The sequence below is a fragment of the Streptosporangium heterodermiicola genome, from assembly GCF_051390675.1.
Lineage (GTDB): Bacteria > Actinomycetota > Actinomycetes > Streptosporangiales > Streptosporangiaceae > Streptosporangium.
Genome location: NZ_JBPJSR010000014.1, coordinates 188,794 through 207,347, shown reverse-complemented (window position 1 = coordinate 207,347; position 18,554 = coordinate 188,794). Strand labels below are relative to the sequence as shown.

The 18,554-nt window shown below is 71.0% G+C and carries 16 protein-coding genes and 1 tRNA gene; 12 read left to right on the top strand and 5 right to left on the bottom strand.

All coding sequences use genetic code 11. The annotated features are described in order from the left end of the window. Window positions 1-24: 24 nt before the first annotated feature. The 4 genes from ACSC1Q_RS28415 to ACSC1Q_RS28400 all read right to left on the bottom strand — a co-directional run bounded on the left by ACSC1Q_RS28415 (window position 25) and on the right by ACSC1Q_RS28400 (window position 5,114). Entirely contained in the window at window positions 25-903 is an 879-nt protein-coding gene (locus ACSC1Q_RS28415) for an NUDIX hydrolase (protein ID WP_436761740.1), read from the bottom strand. Further along, complete coding sequence (locus ACSC1Q_RS28410) at window positions 896-2,959, bottom strand: RNA degradosome polyphosphate kinase (protein WP_436761739.1); 2,064 nt, start codon at window positions 2,957-2,959, stop codon at window positions 896-898. Before ACSC1Q_RS28410 ends, ACSC1Q_RS28415 begins: the two co-directional genes overlap by 8 nt. A 62-nt stretch (window positions 2,960-3,021) precedes the next feature. Continuing rightward, the gene (locus ACSC1Q_RS28405; RefSeq protein WP_436761738.1) at window positions 3,022-4,131 is read right to left on the bottom strand and encodes a TetR/AcrR family transcriptional regulator; all 1,110 of its coding nucleotides are present in this window, start codon (window positions 4,129-4,131) and stop codon (window positions 3,022-3,024) included. A gap of 41 nt (window positions 4,132-4,172) precedes the next feature. Beyond that, window positions 4,173-5,114: an acyl-CoA desaturase gene (locus tag ACSC1Q_RS28400; RefSeq protein ID WP_436761737.1), complete on the bottom strand. Its 942-nt coding sequence runs from the start codon at window positions 5,112-5,114 to the stop codon at window positions 4,173-4,175. A 348-nt stretch (window positions 5,115-5,462) separates the two neighbouring features. On the opposite strand from ACSC1Q_RS28400, the gene ACSC1Q_RS28395 reads away from it, so the two are divergent. The 5 genes from ACSC1Q_RS28395 to pth all read left to right on the top strand — a co-directional run bounded on the left by ACSC1Q_RS28395 (window position 5,463) and on the right by pth (window position 9,802). After that, a tRNA-Gln gene (locus ACSC1Q_RS28395) sits at window positions 5,463-5,537 on the top strand. A 164-nt stretch (window positions 5,538-5,701) separates the two neighbouring features. Beyond that, a complete protein-coding gene (gene glmU, locus ACSC1Q_RS28390) occupies window positions 5,702-7,153 on the top strand; it encodes a bifunctional UDP-N-acetylglucosamine diphosphorylase/glucosamine-1-phosphate N-acetyltransferase GlmU (RefSeq protein WP_436761736.1) in 1,452 nt (483 codons plus the stop codon). Between the two features lie 76 nt (window positions 7,154-7,229). Beyond that, window positions 7,230-8,207 (top strand): ribose-phosphate diphosphokinase, encoded by a 978-nt coding sequence (locus ACSC1Q_RS28385; RefSeq protein WP_436761735.1) that lies wholly within the window; start codon window positions 7,230-7,232, stop codon window positions 8,205-8,207. Between the two features lie 311 nt (window positions 8,208-8,518). After that, the gene (locus ACSC1Q_RS28380) at window positions 8,519-9,133 is read left to right on the top strand and encodes a 50S ribosomal protein L25/general stress protein Ctc (protein ID WP_436761734.1); all 615 of its coding nucleotides are present in this window, start codon (window positions 8,519-8,521) and stop codon (window positions 9,131-9,133) included. A 63-nt stretch (window positions 9,134-9,196) separates the two neighbouring features. Beyond that, window positions 9,197-9,802: an aminoacyl-tRNA hydrolase gene (pth, locus tag ACSC1Q_RS28375; RefSeq protein ID WP_436761733.1), complete on the top strand. Its 606-nt coding sequence runs from the start codon at window positions 9,197-9,199 to the stop codon at window positions 9,800-9,802. A 25-nt stretch (window positions 9,803-9,827) separates the two neighbouring features. Here pth and ACSC1Q_RS28370 read toward each other — a convergent pair whose 3' ends face one another. After that, entirely contained in the window at window positions 9,828-10,310 is a 483-nt protein-coding gene (locus ACSC1Q_RS28370) for a 3'-5' exonuclease family protein (RefSeq protein WP_436761732.1), read from the bottom strand. 180 nt (window positions 10,311-10,490) lie between these two features. Here ACSC1Q_RS28370 and ACSC1Q_RS28365 point away from each other — a divergent pair, with 180 nt between their 5' ends. The 7 genes from ACSC1Q_RS28365 to ACSC1Q_RS28335 all read left to right on the top strand — a co-directional run bounded on the left by ACSC1Q_RS28365 (window position 10,491) and on the right by ACSC1Q_RS28335 (window position 18,552). Then, window positions 10,491-11,954 carry a sugar transferase gene (locus ACSC1Q_RS28365; RefSeq protein ID WP_436761731.1) on the top strand — a complete coding sequence of 488 codons (1,464 nt, stop codon included), beginning with the start codon at window positions 10,491-10,493 and terminating at the stop codon, window positions 11,952-11,954. Continuing rightward, on the top strand, window positions 11,954-12,721 hold the full coding sequence (locus ACSC1Q_RS28360) for a 3'(2'),5'-bisphosphate nucleotidase CysQ (protein WP_436761730.1): 768 nt from the start codon (window positions 11,954-11,956) through the stop codon (window positions 12,719-12,721). Before ACSC1Q_RS28365 ends, ACSC1Q_RS28360 begins: the two co-directional genes overlap by 1 nt. Before the next feature lie 19 nt (window positions 12,722-12,740). Further along, a complete protein-coding gene (gene cysD, locus ACSC1Q_RS28355; RefSeq protein WP_350969986.1) occupies window positions 12,741-13,655 on the top strand; it encodes a sulfate adenylyltransferase subunit CysD in 915 nt (304 codons plus the stop codon). A gap of 103 nt (window positions 13,656-13,758) precedes the next feature. Then, window positions 13,759-15,021, top strand: a complete 1,263-nt coding sequence (cysN, locus tag ACSC1Q_RS28350) for a sulfate adenylyltransferase subunit CysN (protein ID WP_436761729.1) — start codon at window positions 13,759-13,761, stop codon at window positions 15,019-15,021. Between the two features lie 272 nt (window positions 15,022-15,293). Beyond that, window positions 15,294-16,226, top strand: coding sequence for a sulfotransferase (locus tag ACSC1Q_RS28345; RefSeq protein ID WP_436761728.1), 933 nt, complete (start codon window positions 15,294-15,296; stop codon window positions 16,224-16,226). Continuing rightward, on the top strand, window positions 16,223-17,164 hold the full coding sequence (locus ACSC1Q_RS28340) for a glycosyltransferase family 2 protein (RefSeq protein ID WP_436761727.1): 942 nt from the start codon (window positions 16,223-16,225) through the stop codon (window positions 17,162-17,164). Before ACSC1Q_RS28345 ends, ACSC1Q_RS28340 begins: the two co-directional genes overlap by 4 nt. Further along, on the top strand, window positions 17,164-18,552 hold the full coding sequence (locus tag ACSC1Q_RS28335; protein WP_436761726.1) for a WecB/TagA/CpsF family glycosyltransferase: 1,389 nt from the start codon (window positions 17,164-17,166) through the stop codon (window positions 18,550-18,552). Before ACSC1Q_RS28340 ends, ACSC1Q_RS28335 begins: the two co-directional genes overlap by 1 nt. Window positions 18,553-18,554 lie beyond the last annotated feature (2 nt).

Below are 18,554 nucleotides of genomic sequence, written 5' to 3'. Positions count from 1 at the left end.
CGGGAACCGTGGACCCCGCGAAGGTCAGACGTCGTAGCCGTCCACGGCCACGATGTCGCCGCCCGCGTGGTGCAGTACCAGGAACGCGCCCTTGGCCGGCCGGGTGCCGCCCGCCCGCTCGTCGAGCCCGGTGATCAGCTCGGGCAGGACCTTGCCGTGGCTGCAGAGCGCCACGGGCCGGTTCACGGCCATCGCCTCCGTGGCCAGGCGCAGGGTGGCCTGGGCGTCGTAGCCGTTCTCCGACAGGACGGGTTCGAGCCGGATCGGCAGACCGGCCCGTTCGGCGTACGGCTCCAGGGTCTGCACGCACCGCCTGCTGGGGGAGCTGACCAGCTCCGTGAGGCGGAAGGCGCCCAGCACGCCCGCCAGCGCCTCGGACTGCTCGCGCCCGTGCCTGTCGAGCGGCCGGTCGTCGTCGTCGCCCTTCCAGTCCTGCCGGTTGCCCGCCAGGCCGTGCCGTACCAGGACGAGCGGGGTGGTCGCCGGTGTCGCCTCGCCGAGCGCGTGGAGCAGCCCGGCGTCCCACTCGTAGCTCAGGCGCCGCGCGGCCTCGTCCACCGGCAGCCAGACCACGTCGTCGACCTCGTGCGTGTCGGTACGGCGGCCCTCGGCGATCATCCTGGCCAGCCAGTAGTCGACGCGCTTGGGACGGCCGCCCTTCAGGTAGTGGCTCGGCGGCAGCGACCGGCCGAACTCCGCGGTGATCCCCGTCTCCTCGGCCAGCTCGCGCAGCGCGCCCGCGACGGGGTGCTCGCCGCGTTTCAGCTTCCCCTTGGGGAACGACCAGTCGTCGTACTTGGGCCGGTGGACGAGGGCGACCTCGGGCGCGGCGGGGGAGCCGCGCCAGACGACCACCCCGGCCGCGTGGATCGTGTCGTCCCGGCCGGTGTCGCGCTCAGTCATCGATCGCTCTCCACCGGCGGGTGCCGATTAGGTGGGTCTGCAGGTCGTCGCCGGGGTGGCGGGTCCAGGTCCCGTCGGAGTTGAGCCACCAGGTCGCGGTGTCGTCCGACATGGCCCGGTCCAGCAGCTCGCTGAGGTAGTTGCGCTGCTGCTGGCTGGAGACCTTGACCAGCGCCTCCACCCGGCGTTCGATGTTGCGGCGCATCATGTCGCCGCTGCCGATCCAGATCTCCGGGCGCCGGCCGTGGCCGAACTCGTAGATCCGCGAGTGTTCGAGGAACCGGCCCAGCACGCTCCGCACCCTGATGTTCTCCGACATCTCGGGGATGCCGGGACGGAGCGTGCAGACCCCCCGCACCCACAGGTCCACCGGTACGCCGGCCCGGGACGCCCGGTAGAGGGCGTCGATGATGGGCTCGTCGACCAGGGAGTTCGTCTTCATCCTGATCCTGGCGGGGCGTCCGGCCTCCTGGTGGGAGATCTCCCGCTCGATCCTGGCCAGCAGCCCGCCGCGCAGGGAGTGCGGGGCGACCAGCAGCCGCCGGTAGGCCGAGTGGTTGGAGTAGCCGGTCAGGTGGATGAACAGGTCCGTGACGTCCTCGCCGACCAGCCGGTCGGCGGTGAGCAGGCCGAGGTCCTCGTACAGCCTGGCGGTCTTGGGGTTGTAGTTCCCGGTGCCGATGTGGCAGTAGCTGCGCAGCTCGCCGGAGGACTCCTGGCGCACGACCAGGGCGAGCTTGCAGTGGGTCTTCAGCCCGACGACGCCGTAGACCACGTGGCACCCGGCGCGTTCCAGCTTGCGCGCCCAGGTGATGTTGGCGTGCTCGTCGAACCTGGCCTTGATCTCCACCACCACGACGACCTGCTTGCCCGCCTCGGCGGCGTCGATCAGCGCGTCCACGATGGGCGAGTCGCCGCTGGTGCGGTAGAGCGTCTGCTTGATGGCGAGGACGGCGGGGTCGGCCGCGGCCTGCTCGATGAACCGCTGCACGCTCGTGGAGAACGAGTCGTACGGGTGGTGCAGCAGCACGTCCCGCTCGCGCAGCACCGCGAAGATGTCGTCCTCGACGTGCACGACCTCCGCGGGCACGAACGGGCGGAAGCTCAGCTCGCCCCGGTCCAGGTCGGCGATCGCGTGCAGCCCGGTCAGGTCCAGCGGCCCCGGCAGCCGGTAGATCTCGTGCTCGGCCACCCCCAGCTCGTCCACCAGCAGGTCGAGCACCTCGGGCGTGATGGTGTCCTCGACCTCCAGCCGGACCGGGGGGCCGAAGCGGCGCTTGAGCAGCTCGCGCTCCAGCGCCTGCATGAGGTTCTCGGTGACGTCCTCGTCGACGTCGAGGTCCTCGTTGCGGGTCACCCGGAAGACGTGGTGCTCGACGACCTCCATGCCCTTGAACAGCTGCCCGAGGTGGGCGGCGATCACGTCCTCCAGCGGGACGAAGCGGTTGACCGACGCCGTGACGAAGCGGGGGAGCTGGCTGGGCACCTTGACCCTGGCGAAGACCGTGTTGCCCGTCGAGGGGTTGCGGACGGTGACGGCCAGGTTCAGGGACAGGCCCGAGATGTACGGAAAGGGGTGGGCGGGGTCGACGGCGAGCGGCGTCAGCACCGGCCTGATCCGCTCCCTGAAGAGCTTGCGCATCTCGCCGCGCTCGTCGCGGCCCAGGTCCTCCCAGCGCACGATCTCGATGCCCTCGGCCCCCAGCTGCGGGCAGATCCGCTCGTAGAAGCAGGCCGACTGCCGCTGCGCGAGGTCGTTGGCGATCGCCGCGATCCTGGCCAGCTCCTCGCGGGGCTTCAGCCCGCTCTTCGTACGGAGCAGCAGGCCGGTGGCCATCCGCCGTTTCAGCCCGGCCACCCGGACGCGGAAGAACTCGTCGAGGTTGCTGGCGAAGATCGCCAGGAACCGTACCCGTTCCAGCAGGGGCAGGGACGAGTCCTCCGCCAGCTCCAGAACTCGCTGGTTGAACTGGAGCCAGCTCTCCTCTCGGTTGAGGAAGCGCTCCTGGGGTAGAGGAAGCCCGTCGGGGGTGGGGCGAACGAGTTCAGCGGACATATGACCAGAATGCCCGCTTTGGTTGAACGGAACGTTAATTTAGTCTCAACGAGCGCTGTTGCTTATCCACTTGGTTCAAGCTTTTCCTGCTCCTCGTCGACGAGTTTCGCGTGCTTGAGGGCCTCGCGCTCGGCGGCCTTGGCCTCCTTGAGACGCGCCTTCTCCTGCTCCCTCAGCAGCCGCTGCTGCTCCCGATACTCCCGCTCGCGCGCCTTGTCGAGCTCCCGCTGCTCGCGGAGCCGCGTCTTCTCCAGCTCCCTGGCCAGCTTCTCGGCCTCGCGCTCCTCACGCTGCCGCAGCTTCTCCCGCTCCTTGAGCTCGCGCTCGCGCAGCTTCTCCTGGTTCCTCAGCTCCCGCTCGCGCGCCTTCTCCAGCTCCCGGATCTCCTTTTCGGTCGGGGGCGGCGGTAATTCGGGACGCGGAGGCGGGGGTGATCCCGCCTCCGCGGCGGGTAACTCTCCCTCCGCCTCCGCTTCTGCCTCCGAGGCGCGGGGCGCCGTCTCCGCCGGGCGCTGCGGCGGGTGGGCCAGCCGGTGCTCCAGGCCGCGCGAGGCGGCGGTGAGCCGGGGGTTGGGGTCCAGGCCGGTCAGGCCGTTCCAGGCGAGGTTGACCAGGTGGGCGGCGACCTCCTCGCGCGGCGGCCTGCGCACGTCCAGCCACCACTGGCCGGTCAGCGCCACCATGCCGACCAGCATCTGGGCGTACATGGGAGCCAGCTTGGGGTCGTAGCCGCGCTCGACGAACTCGTCGACCATGACGTCCTCGACCTGGCTCGCGATGTCGTTGATCAGGCTGGCGAACGTGCCGGTCCCCGAGGCGGCGTGCGAGTCGCGGACGAGGATGCGGAAACCCTCGCTGTTCTCCTCCACGTAGGCCAGCAGGGCCAGGGCCGCCCGCTCCAGTTTGATCAGCGAGTGCGAGGCGGAGAGCGCCTCGGTCACCAGGCCCAGCAGCTTCTGCATCTCCCGGTCGATGACGACCGCGTAGACGCCCTCCTTGCCGCCGAAGTGCTCGTAGACCACCGGTTTGGAGACGTTGGCGGTCGCCGCGATCTCCTCCACCGAGGTGCCGTCGAACCCTTTCTCCGCGAAGAGGGTCCTGCTGATCTGGATCAGCTGTTCCCGGCGTTCCTTACCTGACATGCGCCGTCGGGGTTCGCTCACGGTTCTCATAATGGCGTCCCCACGCTGTCGGACGGCACCCGAACCCCGGGTCAGGCGGCGATGCGCTTGGCGGCGAGGCGCTCGGGCGTCGGCCAGCGGACGTCGTACGCCCATCCGGCCCTCTCGAACAGGCGGATGACACCCGCGCTGAGGTCGATCTGCCCCTTCAGCGCGCCGTGCCGGGCGCAGGTGGGGTCGGAGTGGTGCAGGTTGTGCCAGGACTCGCCGAAGGAGGGGATGGCCAGCCACCACACGTTGCGCGACTTGTCGCGCGACTCGAAGGCCTCCTCGCCGAAGACGTGGCAGATGGAGTTGATCGACCAGGTCACGTGGTGCAGCAGGCCGATCCGGACCAGCGTGCCCCAGAAGAAGCCGGTCGCCATGCCCCACCACGACCAGGTCAGCAGGCCGCCCAGCAGGGCGGGGGCGACCATCGTGGTGATCGCCAGCACCGGGAAGAGCTTGTGCAGTTTGATGATGTCCGGGTCCTTGACCAGGTCGGGCGCGTACTTCTCCCGGTTGGCCCGGTCGGCCTCGAACAGCCAGCCCATGTGCGCCCAGAGCAGGCCCTTGGACACCGCCACGAAGCCCGTGCCGAAGCGCCACGGCGAGTGCGGGTCGCCCTCCTTGTCGGAGAACTTGTGGTGCTTGCGGTGGGTGGCGACCCAGTCGAGCACCGACATCTCCATGGAGAGGCTGCCCGCGATGCCCAGCGCGATCTTCAGCGGGCGCTTGGCCTTGAACGAGCCGTGGGTGAAGTGGCGGTGCAGGCCGACGGTGACGCCCAGCCCGGTGACCACGTAGAAGACGCCCGCGATGAGGATGTCGGACCAGCCGAGTCCCCAGCCCCAGGCGAACGGCACGGCCGCCACCAGGGCGATCAGCGGTGCGCCGACCACCACCCCGAAGGTGATGATCTCGGGCAGGGTCTTCCGCTCGGGGTCGAAGTCGGGTTTTGGGCCCTGAGCAGGGCGTTCCTCGATGAGGGTCATGCGGTACCTCGCGGTGGCTCGGAATGGGCCAAGGACTCATGTGCGGCTACGCCACCGTAACCTACGCCATCGTAAGTTAGGAACACCTAAGAACCGAATGTCTGGAACATGACTCTTCGGGATTGACGCCGTAGCGGGTCCATCACTTGTTCTACCCCCGGCTGACCTGCTAAACGACGGCCTCGCGCGCGCCCGTTCGCGCGGGCGTGTGTCGCGGGTGCGCGGGCGCCGGGAAGGACCGCCGTAGAGGGTCCCCGATCGAGGTGCTAATCGAGGCGCGTTCGGCGGCGCGGGCTCTGTATCGTAGGGGTGCCGGGCGCGCGGGTACCGTCCCGATCGCCTGGCCGATCCGGCATTGGGTAATTGGCAGCCCGCAAGGTTTTGGTCCTTGTTGTCCAGGTTCGAGTCCTGGTGCCGGAGCCATCCCTGTGTGTCTGTTTTATTCACTCGGCCGGTCGGCTGAGGCCGTTCCCGAGGGGGAAGGTATCCTCACGTTGTCGAGCAGGTGACGATGCCGCCCCCTGGGGGTGGCCATCCGTCATCGCGCTTCGTCATGTCTCAGCCGCGACGCCGAGGGAGCCTCGTCCGTGAGTGTGCCGCGCCCGGCAGCCGTCATCGTCCTCGCCGCAGGCGAGGGCACCCGGATGAAGTCGAGAACACCGAAGATCCTTCATGAGCTGTGCGGCCGAACCCTGGTCGACCACATGCTCGTCGCCGCCAGGGGTCTCGACCCCGAGCGGCTCATTGTCGTCATCGGCCACGAGCGGGAGCGCGTCCAGGCGCACCTGGCCGGGACCGACCCCGACGCGCAGACCGTCGTCCAGTCCGAGCAGAAGGGCACCGGCCACGCCGTCAGGACCGCCCTTGAGGCGTCCGGCACCATCGGCGGCACCGTCCTGGTGACCTACGGCGACACGCCGCTGCTGCGCACCGAGACCCTCGCCGCCCTGCTCGGACGGCACGGTGAGGACGGCAACGCCGTCACCGTGCTGACGGCGGAGGTCCCCGATCCGCACGGATACGGCCGGATCGTCCGCGACGACTCGGGCGCGGTCCTGGAGATCGTCGAGGAGAAGGACGCCGACCCCGCGCAGCGGGCGATCAAGGAGATGAACTCCGGCGTCTACGCCTTCGACGGCCTCCTGCTCGCCGACGCGGTCAAGCGGGTGTCCGCCTCCAACGCCCAGGGCGAGGAGTACCTCACCGACGTCCTCGCGATCCTGCGCGAGGACGGCCACCGGGTCGGCGCGCACATCGCGGCCGACTACGTGGAGGTGGAGGGCGTCAACGACCGCGTGCAGCTGGCCTTCGCCCGCAGGGTGCTCAACGCCCGCCTGCTGGAGGCCCACATGCGGGCCGGGGTGACCGTGATCGACCCGGCCGCCACGTGGGTCGACGTCGACGTCATCCTCGAAGCGGACGTGGTGATCCACCCGGGCACCCAGCTGCACGGCTGCACGACGGTCGCCGAGGGCGCCGAGATCGGCCCCGCCAGCACCCTGACCGACACGATCGTCGGCGAGGGGGCGCTGGTGCGCAACGCCGTCTGCGTCGACGCCGTGATCGGCCCCGAGGCCCTCGTCGGACCGTACGCCTACCTGCGCCCCGGCACGGTCCTGGCGCGCAAGGCCAAGGCGGGGACGTACGTCGAGATGAAGAACGCGCAGGTCGGAGAGGGGGCGAAGGTGCCCCACCTGAGCTACGTGGGCGACGCCACGATCGGCGCGGGCGCCAACATCGGCGCTTCGGCGATCTTCGTCAACTACGACGGGGTCGACAAGCACCACACGACGGTGGGCGAGGGCGCCTTCGTCGGGTGCGACACCATGCTCGTCGCGCCGGTCACCGTCGGCGACGGCGCGTACACGGCCGCGGGCTCGGTCATCGACGCGGATGTCCCCCCCGGGGCCATCGGGGTGGCCCGCGCGCGGCAGCGCAACATCGAAGGGTGGGTCGTGCGCAGGCGCGCGGGCACCAGATCGGCCGCGGCGGCGCTACGGGCCGCCGAGGCCGGGAAACAGCAGGGGAGCCAGACGTGAGTGAGCGAAGCGAGCGGCCCGGCGGGCACGGCAGCGTCGCGCGGACATCGGTGTGCTGTCAGGCGAGGAGGACGGCGTGAGCGGCATCAAGAAGACCGGTGAGAAGAACCTGATGTTCTTCTCCGGGCGCGCGCACCCGGAGCTGGCGGACGAGGTGGCGAGCCACCTCGGGGTCGACGCGGCGCCGACCACGCTGCGCGACTTCGCCAACGGGGAGATCTACGCCCGCTACCAGGAGTCGGTCCGCGGCTGCGACGCGTTCGTCATGCAGAGCCACACCTGGCCGATCAACCAGTGGATCATGGAACAGCTGATCATGGTGGACGCCCTCAAGCGCGCCTCCGCCAAGCGGATCACCGTGATCATGCCGTTCTACGGCTACGCCCGCCAGGACAAGAAGGGCCGGGGCCGCGAGCCCATCACCGCCCGCCTGATGGCCGACATGTTCAAGACGGCCGGGGCCGACCGGCTGATGTCGATCGACCTGCACACCTCCCAGATCCAGGGCTTCTTCGACGGCCCGGTGGACCACCTGTTCGCCATGCCCGTCCTGGTCAACTACCTCAAGGACAAGCTCGACCTGGCCACGACCACGGTCGTCTCGCCCGACACCGGCCGGGTGCGGCTCTCCGAGCGCTGGGCCGACACGCTGGGCACCCCGCTCGCGTTCATCCACAAGCGCCGCGACCTCGACGTGGCCAACCAGGTGAAGGTGAGCGAGGTCGTCGGCCGGGTCAGGGGCCGGACCTGCGTGCTGATCGACGACATGATCGACACCGCGGGGACGATCTGCAAGGCGGCCGACGCGCTGTACGAGCAGGGCGCCACCAACGTGGTCGTCGCCGCCACCCACGCGGTGTTCTCCGACCCCGCGGTCGACCGGCTGAAGAACTCCAGGATCTCCGAGGTCATCGTCACCAACACGGTGCCGCTCCCCGAGGAGAAGCGGTTCGACAAGCTCACCGTGCTGTCGATCGCCCCCCTGATCGCCCGCGCGATCAACGAGGTCTTCAGCGACGGCTCGGTGACCAGCCTCTTCGAGGGCGACAGCTGACGTCCCGCCCCGCCCCCGGCGACCCGTCACCGACGCGTCACCGGGGGCGCGCCTTTTCCACAGGCGTTTCCACAGGCGTTTCCACGGGTGTTCCGCAGGGGGTGCGCAGGGGGTGCGCCTCTCCACACGACCGATCGTGCTTTCCGGAGGACGGACAGGACCCCTGAGCGGGGCCGGCCGGAGTCGCGGCGCGTCGACGTCACCGTTGACACGGTAGGGTTGTGGGATTGCGTGCGTTCGTAACGCCTTCCGCTAGGGCGGGTGAGGGGGAGCGCACCTTTCCGATTCCCAAGATCCCTAGGAGATCAGCCATGTCCGAAGTGGTCATCACCACCGAGCTCCGTGACAAGTTCGGCAAGGGCGCCGCCCGCAAGATCCGTCGCGAGAACAAGGTCCCCGTCGTCCTCTACGGGCACGGCACCGACCCCCAGCACCTGTCCCTTCCGGGTCACGACCTGCTGCTCGCCCTGCGTACGCCGAACGTGCTGATCCGCCTTGAGGGCGCGGTGGCCGAGCTGGCCCTGCCCAAGGGTGTCCAGCGTGACCCGATCAGGGGCTTCCTGGAGCACGTCGACCTCATCCTCGTCCGCCGCGGCGAGAAGGTCACCGTCGACATCCCCGTCACCGTGGTGGGCGAGGTCGCCGACGGCATCCTCGACCAGCAGCTCGTCTCCGTCTCCGTCGAGACCGAGGCCACCCACATCCCCGAGGGCGTCGAGGTCGACGTCGAGGGCCTGGAGGTCGGCACCCAGATCACCGCCGCCGACCTGAAGCTGCCCAAGGGCACGACGCTCGCCGCCGACCCCGAGGCGCTGGTCCTGATCGTCGCCCCGACCCCGGTCGCCGAGCCGGAGGGCGAGGCCGCCGAGACGGCCGAGGCCGCCCCGGCCGCCGAGGACGAGAGCTCCGAGAGCGCCGCCGAGTAGTTTTCTCTGCTAGATCTGTCAGGGCGGCCCGGGACCGGGCCGCCCTGACGCGCGTGTGAAGGGATGCCGATCGTGGACCGCTGGTTGGTCGTGGGCCTGGGAAACCCCGGGCCGGAGTACGCCGGGAACCGGCACAACGCGGGGTTCATGGTCCTGGACGAGCTCGCCGCGCGGGCCGGGGGACGGTTCAAGGCGCACAGGTCGCGGGCGGAGGTGCTGGAGGGCCGCCTCGCGGGCGTCCCCGCCGTGCTGGCCAAGCCGCTCTCCTTCATGAACCTCTCAGGCGGGCCGGTCAAGGCCCTGGCCGACTTCTACAAGGTCGACCCGGCCCGCGTGGTCGTGGTCCACGACGAGCTGGACATCCCGTACGGCGCGCTGAGGGCGAAGCTCGGGGGCGGCGACAACGGCCACAACGGGCTGAAGTCGATCACCAAGTCGCTGGCGACCAAGGACTACCTGCGGGTGCGGTTCGGCATCGGCCGCCCGCCCGGCCGGATGGACGCCGCCGCCTACGTCCTGCGCGACTTCGCCACCGCCGAGCGCAAGGACCTCGCGTTCCTGGTCGACCGCGCCTCCGACGTGGTGGAGTCGCTGATCAGGGCCGGCCTGGAGCCGACCCAGAACGCCTTCCACACCGGCGACCTGAACGTCTCGGGCCCGCCCAGGTAACCGGCCCCTCGCCCGCCCGGCTCGTTCAGGGGCGGGGCGGGTCGAAGGCCATCAGGTTCTGCAGCAGCTCGGCCTGCTCGATCGCGTCGTCCAGCGCGTTGTGGGTGTGCGGCCGCGGGGACCGCAGGTGCTCGGGCATCTGCCGCTTGGTCGCCCAGCCGATCGGCACGCCCGCCTTGGCCGCGTACAGCGTCTTGAGGTCGACGCAGCGCGAGTGCCCGAACGGCGAGACGCCGGTGAAGCGCATGAAGTACCAGTAGATCCACATCCAGTCGTAGGAGAGCGGGTAGGCCGCCAGCACCGGTGAGCTGTTCCCGCACACCTCGCGGATCCACGCGGCGGCCTCCCGCATCGCCTCGGCCGGGTCGCGGCCCTCGCGGAGCAGCGTCTCCCGGTCCAGCCCGCTCACGGCGAGCGCCTCGGGAACGTGGTCGTCGCTGATCGGCCGCAGCTCCACGTAGTGCGTGCGCGTCTGCGGATCCACCGGTTCGAAGACCTTTCCGGTCATCCGCCCGGCCACCGTCATACCAAAGCTGACCATCGAATACGGCCCCGGAATAGGGCCATCAGCCTCTACATCCACAGAGATGTACGTTTCGGTCTTCAACCTTCGGGCCTCTCCTGCCGCCGCTACCATTCCATAACTGTCTGTCCGTGAACGGTTACGCAGGGGGAGCGCGTGCGCGACGTGACCGCAGTCCAGGCCACGCAGGAGACACGGGAAACAGGAGCCGTTCCGGCCGCGCGCCGGCGCGTGCCGGGCTGGGTGCGGGAGCACCGCGCGGCGGCCGTCGCCGCCGACACCGCCTGCGCCGCCCTGGCCGGTGCCCTCGCGCTGTTCGTTCGATTCGGCGAGGTTACCGCCTACGTCTTCCCGTACGTCGTGCTGAGCGCGGCCCTGCCCGTCGTCTGGGTCTGCGTGGTCGCGCTGAACCGGGCCTACGAGCCCCGGCTGATCGGCCTGGGCTCGGAGGAGTTCCAGCGGATCCTGCAGTGCGGCTTCATGCTCACCGCCGCCCTCGCCGTCTGCGCCTACCTCACCAAGATCGAGGTCGCCCGGGGCTACGTGGTGCTGGCGCTCCCGCTGACGACGCTGCTCACCCTCCTCGCGCGCTACGCCCTGCGCCGTTCCCTGCACCGCAGGCGGGCGCGGGGCGGGTGCATGCGGCGGGTGGTGGCCGTGGGCCACCGGGCGGCGATCGCCGAGCTGGTCGGCGGGTTCCGCCGGGAGCGTTACCACGGCATGGAGGTCGTCGCGGCGTGTGCCCCGCACGACAGGACGGGCGAGGGGACGGGCGACGTGGCGGGCGTGCCGGTGCTGGGCGACCTCTCCGACGTCGCGCTCGCGGTCGGGCAGGTCTCGGCCGACACCGTGGCCGTGCTCGCCTGCCCGGAGATGGACGGGGTGGCGTTGCGGCGGCTGGCCTGGCAGCTGGAGAAGACCGACACGGACCTGATCGTGGCCCCCGCGCTGATGGAGGTGGCCGGGCCGCGGACCACCATCCGCCCGGCGGCCGGGCTGCCGCTGCTGCACGTGGACCACCCCGAGATCTCCGGCCTGCGCCAGGTGCTCAAGAACCTGTTCGACCGGGCGGGCGCCGGGCTGCTGCTCGCGGCACTGCTGCCGCTGCTGGCGGGGGTGGCGGTGGCCGTACGCGCCTCGGGGCCGGGTCCCGCGTTCTTCCGGCAGACGAGGGTGGGCCGCGACGGCGCCGAGTTCACGATCTACAAGTTCCGGACGATGCGCGTCGACGCCGAGCGCCGGAAGATCGCCCTGTCCAGTGACGGGCCCGGCGTGCTCTTCAAGATCCGCGACGATCCGAGGGTGACCCCGCTGGGCGCCCGGCTGCGCCGCCACTCGCTGGACGAGCTGCCCCAGCTGATCAACGTGGTCCTGGGGCACATGTCCCTGGTCGGTCCCCGGCCGCCGCTGCCGGAGGAGGTCGCCAGGTACGGTGACGACGTCCGCCGCCGATTACTCGTCAAACCAGGCATGACCGGCCTCTGGCAGGTAAGTGGTCGTTCAGACCTCTCTTGGGAGGAATCCGTACGGTTGGACCTGCGTTACGTGGAGAGCTGGTCCCTCATGCTGGACCTGCAGATCCTGTGGAAGACTTGGTCGGCTGTCGCGCGAGGAGCTGGAGCATACTGATGACCGTTCGCGACGATCACACACTCGCCGCGGAGCTGGCTACGACGGCCGGCGAGAAGCTGGCGGCCCTGCGGGCGGAGCGGGGCTTCGGCGACCCGTCCGAGCTTCGCGAGGAGGGCGACGCCGCCTCCCACGTGTTCCTGATGGAGGCCCTGTCACGGTTGCGTCCGGGTGACAGTGTGCTGTCCGAGGAGGCGACCAGCGAGGAGCGCCTCGACCCGCGCAGGCTGCGCGCCGAGCGGGTCTGGATCGTCGACCCGCTCGACGGCACCCGCGAGTTCGCCGAGGAGGGCCGCTCCGACTGGGCGGTCCACGTGGCGCTCTGGGAGCACGGCACGCTGACGGCCGGAGCCGTCGCGCTGCCCGCCCAGGGCCGTACGCTCTCCACCCTCGAACCTCCCGTGCCGCCCGCCCCCGAGGCGGGCGCCAGGCCGCGGATCGCGGTCAGCAGGACCCGCCCGCCGGAGTTCGTCCAGAACCTCGCCCGCCTCGCCGGCGCCGACCTGGTGCCGATCGGCTCGGCGGGCGCCAAGATCTCCGCCGTGCTCACCGGCCAGGTCGAGGCGTACGTGCACGCCGGGGGCCAGTACGAATGGGACTCCGCCGCGCCCGTCGCGGTCGCCCTCGCCTCCGGGGTCCACGCGAGCCGCATCGACGGCTCGCCGCTGGTCTACAACCAGGCCGACCCCTCACTGCCGGATATTCTTGTATCCCTACCGGGACTGGCGCCAACGTTGCTCGCTGGAATCCGGGATCTGCACCGCTAATCCCCGCTAGGAGAGTCTGATGCTTCAGCGCGACTACACCACGTCGCAGCTCGACGTCCTCGAGGCAGAGGCTGTTCACATCATGCGCGAGGTCGCGGCCGAGTTCGAGCGCCCATGTCTGCTCTTCTCCGGGGGCAAGGACTCCATCGTCATGCTCCGCATCGCGGAGAAGGCCTTCTGGCCGGCGCCGATTCCCTTCCCCCTGATGCACGTCGACACCGGGCACAACTTCACCGAGGTGATCGAGTTCCGCGACCGCCGCGCCGCGGAGCTGGGCGCCCGCCTGGTCGTCGCGAGCGTCCAGGACTCCATCGACGCCGGGCGCGTCACCGAGGAGACCGGACGCAGGGCCTCGCGCAACCGGCTGCAGACCACGACGCTGCTGGACGCGATCGAGGAGAACGAGTACGACGCGGTCTTCGGCGGCGCCCGCCGCGACGAGGAGAAGGCCCGCGCCAAGGAGCGCGTGTTCTCCTTCCGCGACGACTTCGGCCAGTGGGACCCGAAGAACCAGCGCCCCGAGCTGTGGAACCTCTACAACGCCAGGATCCGCAAGGGCGAGCACATCCGGGTGTTCCCGCTGTCCAACTGGACCGAGCTCGACATCTGGGACTACATCCGGCGCGAGGAGATCGAGATCCCGTCGATCTACTTCGCCCACACCCGCAAGGTGTTCGAGCGCGACGGCATGCTGCTCGCCGACAGCGAGTTCATCACCCGCGACGACGACGAGTCGCTGCTGGACATGACGGTCCGCTACCGGACGGTCGGCGACGTGACCTGCACCGGCGCCGTCCAGTCGAGTGCCGCGACGGTCGAGGCGATCATCGAGGAGATCGCGGTGACCCGGATCACCGAGCGCGGCGCCACCCGCGCCGACGACCGCGCCTCCGAGGCCTCCATGGAGGACCGCAAGCGGGAGGGATACTTCTAGTGAGCGTCCTTCTCCCCGGCTTCCCGTGCCCCCCGGCCCCCCGCGGGCCCCTTCCCGCGCGGTCCCGCCGCGCACGCCGTACGACCTCTGGAGAGCAGCGCTGATGGACATCCTTCGCTTCGCCACGGCGGGAAGTGTCGACGACGGAAAGTCGACGCTCATCGGGCGGCTGCTCTTCGACTCCAAGGCGATCTTCGAGGACCAGCTGGAGGCCGTCGAGCGCACCTCCCGCGACCGCGGCACCGAGTACACCGACCTGTCGCTCCTCACCGACGGCCTGCGGGCCGAGCGGGAGCAGGGCATCACGATCGACGTGGCCTACCGCTACTTCGCCACTCCCAAGCGCAAGTTCATCATCGCCGACACCCCCGGCCACATCCAGTACACCCGGAACATGGTCACCGGCGCCTCCACCGCGGACCTGGCGATCGTCCTGATCGACGCCCGCAAGGGCGTGCTTGAGCAGTCGCGGCGGCACGCGTTCCTCACCACGCTGCTGCGAGTGCCGCACCTGGTGCTCGCCGTCAACAAGATGGACCTGGTCGACTACTCCCAGGAGCGGTTCGAGGAGATCCGCGAGGAGTTCACCGCGTTCGCCTCCAAGCTGAACGCGCCGGACCTCACGTTCATCCCGATGTCGGCGCTGCACGGCGACAACGTGGTGTCCCGCTCGGAGAACACGCCCTGGTACAACGGGTCCTCCCTGCTCCACCACCTGGAGCACGTGCACATCGCCTCCGACCGCAACCTGGTCGACGTGCGCTTCCCCGTGCAGTACGTCATCCGCCCGCAGCGGGCCACCGACCCCTCCCTGCACGACTACCGCGGCTACGCGGGCCAGGTCGCCGGAGGGGTGCTGAAGCCGGGCGACGAGGTCATGCACCTCCCCTCCGGCCTGGCCACCCGCATCGCGTCGATCGACACCTTCAACGGGCCGGTCGACGAGGCGTTCCCGCCGATGTCGGTCACCCTTCGTCTGGAGGACGACATCGACATCTCGCGCGGCGACATGATCTGCCGCCCGAACAACCAGCCGCAGGTCTCCCAGGAGCTGGAGGCGATGGTCTGCTGGATGGCCGACACCGCCAAGCTGGCCCCGCGCACCAAGCTGACCATCAAGCACACCACCCGCACGGCCCGCGCCCTCGTCAAGGACCTGCACTACCGGCTGGACGTCAACACCCTGCACCGGGACGAGACGGCCCAGTCGCTTAGCCTCAACGAGATCGGGCGGGTCTCGCTCCGCGTCACCCAGCCGCTGTTCGTGGACGACTACGCCCGCAACCGCCTCACCGGCGGGTTCATCCTCGTGGACGAGTCCACCAACAACACCGTCGGCGCCGGGATGATCGTCGACGCCCGCTAGGCACACCCCGCCCGACCGCCCGCGACCGTCGTGGCCCTCCTCCCCGTACGTGAGGTGGGGGGCCGCGAGGCCGTGGGCGGTTCGCCGTTTCCGGCGCCTCTCCGCTCGGGAGACGGGCGGCTCTGTTCAGGAGACGGGCGGCGTTACACCCGCTGGGTAGATCCTTTGTCCGTTCTCTGACTCCTCCGTTACGCTCCGCGCTAGCCTCGGCACGTTCCGTATCCGTCGGGTAAGGATTCGTGCCTGTGTCTGATAGTCCGTCACCTGCTCGGGTGGTATTTCTGGGCGGCCTCGGCCGCAGCGGGACCACGCTGCTGGAGCGCCTGCTGGGGGAGGTCCCCGGCATCGCGCCGCTCGGCGAGGTCGTCCACCTGTGGGCCAGGAGCGCGCTCGCGGACGAGTCCTGCGGCTGCGGCGAGCCCTTCGGGTCGTGCCCCTTCTGGGAGAAGGTCGGCGAGCGCGCGTTCGGCGGCTGGTCCGAGGGGCTGGCCCACCGGATGATCGCGCTCAGGTCCCGTGTCGACCGCACCCGGCGCATCCCGACCCTTGCCAGGCTGCTGGCCGAGGAGCAGGCGGGCACCGGCAGGTGGCCGACGCCCGGCACCGCCGAGCTGGACGAGTACGCTGCGGTCCACCGCGACCTGTACAACGCGGCGGGCGAGGTCGCCGACTGCCCTGTCGTGATCGACTCCAGCAAGCACGCCTCGCTCGCCTTCTGCCTCGCGGCGGCCGGGGTCGACGTCCAGGTCGTCCACGTGGTCCGCGACCCCCGCGCGGTCGCGCACTCCTGGCGCAGGAGGGTCGCGCGTCCCGAGGACGGGAGCCCGATGACCCACTGGTCGCCCTCCCGCACCTCGCTGCACTGGCTGAGCGAGAACCTCAGCCTCGAACTCCTCGCCCGCAGGGGCGTCCCGGTCACCCGGATCCGCTACGAGGACCTGCTCGGCGCCCCCGCCGACACGCTCAGGCGCGTGGTCGCCAGGATCGGCCTCCCGTGCCGCCTCGACTTCCTCTCGGGCGGCTGGGCGGAGCTCTCGACGGCGCACACGGCCTCGGGCAACCCCGTGCGATTCACGATCGGCCGCACGGAGCTGACCAGGGACGACAGCTGGCGCGCCGTCGCGTCGTCCCGGCAGTCGCGCCTGGTCACCGCGCTGACCTGGCCCCTCATGATCAGATACGGCTATCACAGGAGACTCGCGTGAACGCATCGGTGGGTGTCGTCATCCCCACCCGGGGACACCGGCCTGACCAGCTGCGCGCGGCCACACTCGCCGTGCTCGGCCAGGACCACCTCGGCCCCGTCGAGGTCGTCGTCGTCGTGGACGGAGGTGATCCGGCCTGGGTCGCCGACCAGGTGGCCGACCTCCTGGCCAGCCGGGCACTCGCGCCCGGCCTGCGGGAGGCACCCGCACGCGGCGTGCGGGTGATGGCCAACCGGCTCACCCCGGGCCTGCCCGGTGCCCGCAACACCGGCATCGCGGCGCTCGGCACCGACATGGTCGCCTTCTGCGACGACGACGACCAGTGGCTGCCCGGCAAGGTCAGGGCCCAGGTCGCCGCTCTGGAGGCGGAGCCGGACGCGCGCTTCTGCAGCTGCGCCATCGAGGTCGAGTACGGATCGCGCCGCATCCCCCGGCTGGCCGGGACCAGCCGCGTCACCTACCGCCACCTGGTGCGTTCGCGGATGGTGATGGTGCACTCCTCGACCTTCCTGTTCCGGCGCGGCGGGCTCTGGGCGGACGAGAGCGCCCCCAAGGGCCAGAACGAGGACTGGGACCTGGCGCTGCGCGCCGCTGCCCAGCACCCCATCGTGCACGTCGACCGGCCCCTGGTCCGGGTGCGCTGGGGCGGCTCCTCGTACGTGGCCCGTTGGGCCGACCGGATCGCCGGGCTGCAGTGGATGCTCGCCCGGCACCCTGATCTGGCCGTGGATCCGCGCGGCGCGGCGCGGGTCTACGGCCAGCTCGCCTTCCACCACGCGGCCCTCGGCCAGCGGCGGGAGGCGGGCCGCTGGGCCTGGCGGGCGTTCACCGCCCGCCACGGCGAGCCCCGCGCGCCCATCGCGCTCGCGGTGGCGGCGGGCCTGGTCTCCGCGAGGACCATGCTCAGCGTCCTGAACCACCGAGGGCACGGCATCTGATGGCGCCCATCACCGAGCAGCCCCGGGTGACCCTCCGCCACGGTGCCTGGATCGTGCCGTCCGCGACCGGCCAGGCCGCCGAGCGCCCGGCGGCGCTCGCGCTCCACGGCCCGCCGGTCGCCTCGCTCCTGACGGGACAGGCCGTCAAGCGCCCGCCGGTGTTCCCCCGCCACGGTCCGGTGCTCGCCTGCGGCCTGCTGCTCGCCCCGTCCGCGGCGGGGCAGGCCGTCGAGCGGCCGCGCTCGACCGTTCGCCGCGGTCCGCCGGTCGTTCCGCTCGCACCGGGGCGGGCCGCCGAGCCTCCGCCGGTGGTCACGCGCCGCGATTCGCCGGTCATGTCGTCCGTGCCGACGCGGCCCGTGGCCCCGGCCGTCCGCGATGCCGTGGCCCCGGCCGTCCGTGATGTCATGGCGCGGGCTGGCCGTGACGCCGTGGCCCCGGCCGTCCGTGACCTCGCGACGCCGGCCCCGCCTCTCACCGACCACCGGTCCGCGACCACCGGTCACGACCCGGTGCCCGGCCTGCCCGCCGTCGCAGGGCGGGCCGGGACGCCGGTCGCCAGGCGGGGGACGACCTCGGGCGTCCCCCGCCGGAGGCCCCGGCCCGACAAGGCCACCCGCAGGCGTCTGCGCAGGCGCGTGCACGTGGCGGGGGTCGCGATCGACCCGATGACCGAGAGCGAGGTCGTCGACCACGTGGTCGCCGCCCTGAAACGCGGCGAGGGCGGCCACCTCGTCACCCCGAACGTCGACATCAGCAGGGCCGTCGCCCGGGACCCCCGCGCCCGCCGGTTCGTCGAGCGCGCCGACCTCGCGGTGGCGGACGGCATGCCGCTGGTGTGGGCGGCGAGGCTGCTCGGCACCCCCCTCCCGGGCAGGGTCACCGGCGCCGACCTGATCTGGTCTCTGTCGGAGGCCGCAGCCTTCTACCGCCACCCCGTATACCTGCTGGGCGGTCCCCGGGGCACGGCCGCGCGGGCGGCCCGCGAGCTGGTGAGCCGCCATCCGAAGCTGACGATCGCCGGGGTCGGCACCCCGCCGTACGGATTCGAGGACGATCCCGGGAGTTACGCCCGGGTGCGCGACGCCGTGATCGCCGCCGCTCCCCGGCTGGTCTTCGTCGGGCTCGGCTTCCCCCGGCAGGAGCGGCTCATCGCCTCACTCCGCCGGGACCTGCCGGGCACCTGGTTCGTCGGCTGCGGTTCGGCGATCGCCTTCGCCGCGGGCACCGTCCGGCGGGCGCCGGGGTGGATGCGCCGCGGCGGCCTGGAGTGGGTCTTCCGGCTGACGCGGGAGCCGGGCAGGCTCGCCCGCCGCTATCTGGTCGACGACCTGCCGTACGCGCTCCGGCTCCTCACGGTCTCCCTCGTACGCGGCCTCTTCTCCTGAGG

What these genes read in the sequence shown, in the direction of transcription:
- ACSC1Q_RS28415 (WP_436761740.1), bottom strand. Translation starts at nt 903, where the DNA reads ATGACTGAGCGCGACACCGGCCGGGACGACACGATCCACGCGGCCGGG.
- ACSC1Q_RS28410 (WP_436761739.1), bottom strand. Translation starts at nt 2,959, where the DNA reads ATGTCCGCTGAACTCGTTCGCCCCACCCCCGACGGGCTTCCTCTACCC.
- ACSC1Q_RS28405 (WP_436761738.1), bottom strand. Translation starts at nt 4,131, where the DNA reads ATGAGAACCGTGAGCGAACCCCGACGGCGCATGTCAGGTAAGGAACGC.
- ACSC1Q_RS28400 (WP_436761737.1), bottom strand. Translation starts at nt 5,114, where the DNA reads ATGACCCTCATCGAGGAACGCCCTGCTCAGGGCCCAAAACCCGACTTC.
- ACSC1Q_RS28380 (WP_436761734.1), top strand. Translation starts at nt 8,519, where the DNA reads ATGTCCGAAGTGGTCATCACCACCGAGCTCCGTGACAAGTTCGGCAAG.
- pth (WP_436761733.1), top strand. Translation starts at nt 9,197, where the DNA reads ATGCCGATCGTGGACCGCTGGTTGGTCGTGGGCCTGGGAAACCCCGGG.
- ACSC1Q_RS28370 (WP_436761732.1), bottom strand. Translation starts at nt 10,310, where the DNA reads ATGACCGGAAAGGTCTTCGAACCGGTGGATCCGCAGACGCGCACGCAC.
- ACSC1Q_RS28360 (WP_436761730.1), top strand. Translation starts at nt 11,954, where the DNA reads ATGACCGTTCGCGACGATCACACACTCGCCGCGGAGCTGGCTACGACG.
- cysD (WP_350969986.1), top strand. Translation starts at nt 12,741, where the DNA reads ATGCTTCAGCGCGACTACACCACGTCGCAGCTCGACGTCCTCGAGGCA.
- cysN (WP_436761729.1), top strand. Translation starts at nt 13,759, where the DNA reads ATGGACATCCTTCGCTTCGCCACGGCGGGAAGTGTCGACGACGGAAAG.
- ACSC1Q_RS28335 (WP_436761726.1), top strand. Translation starts at nt 17,164, where the DNA reads ATGGCGCCCATCACCGAGCAGCCCCGGGTGACCCTCCGCCACGGTGCC.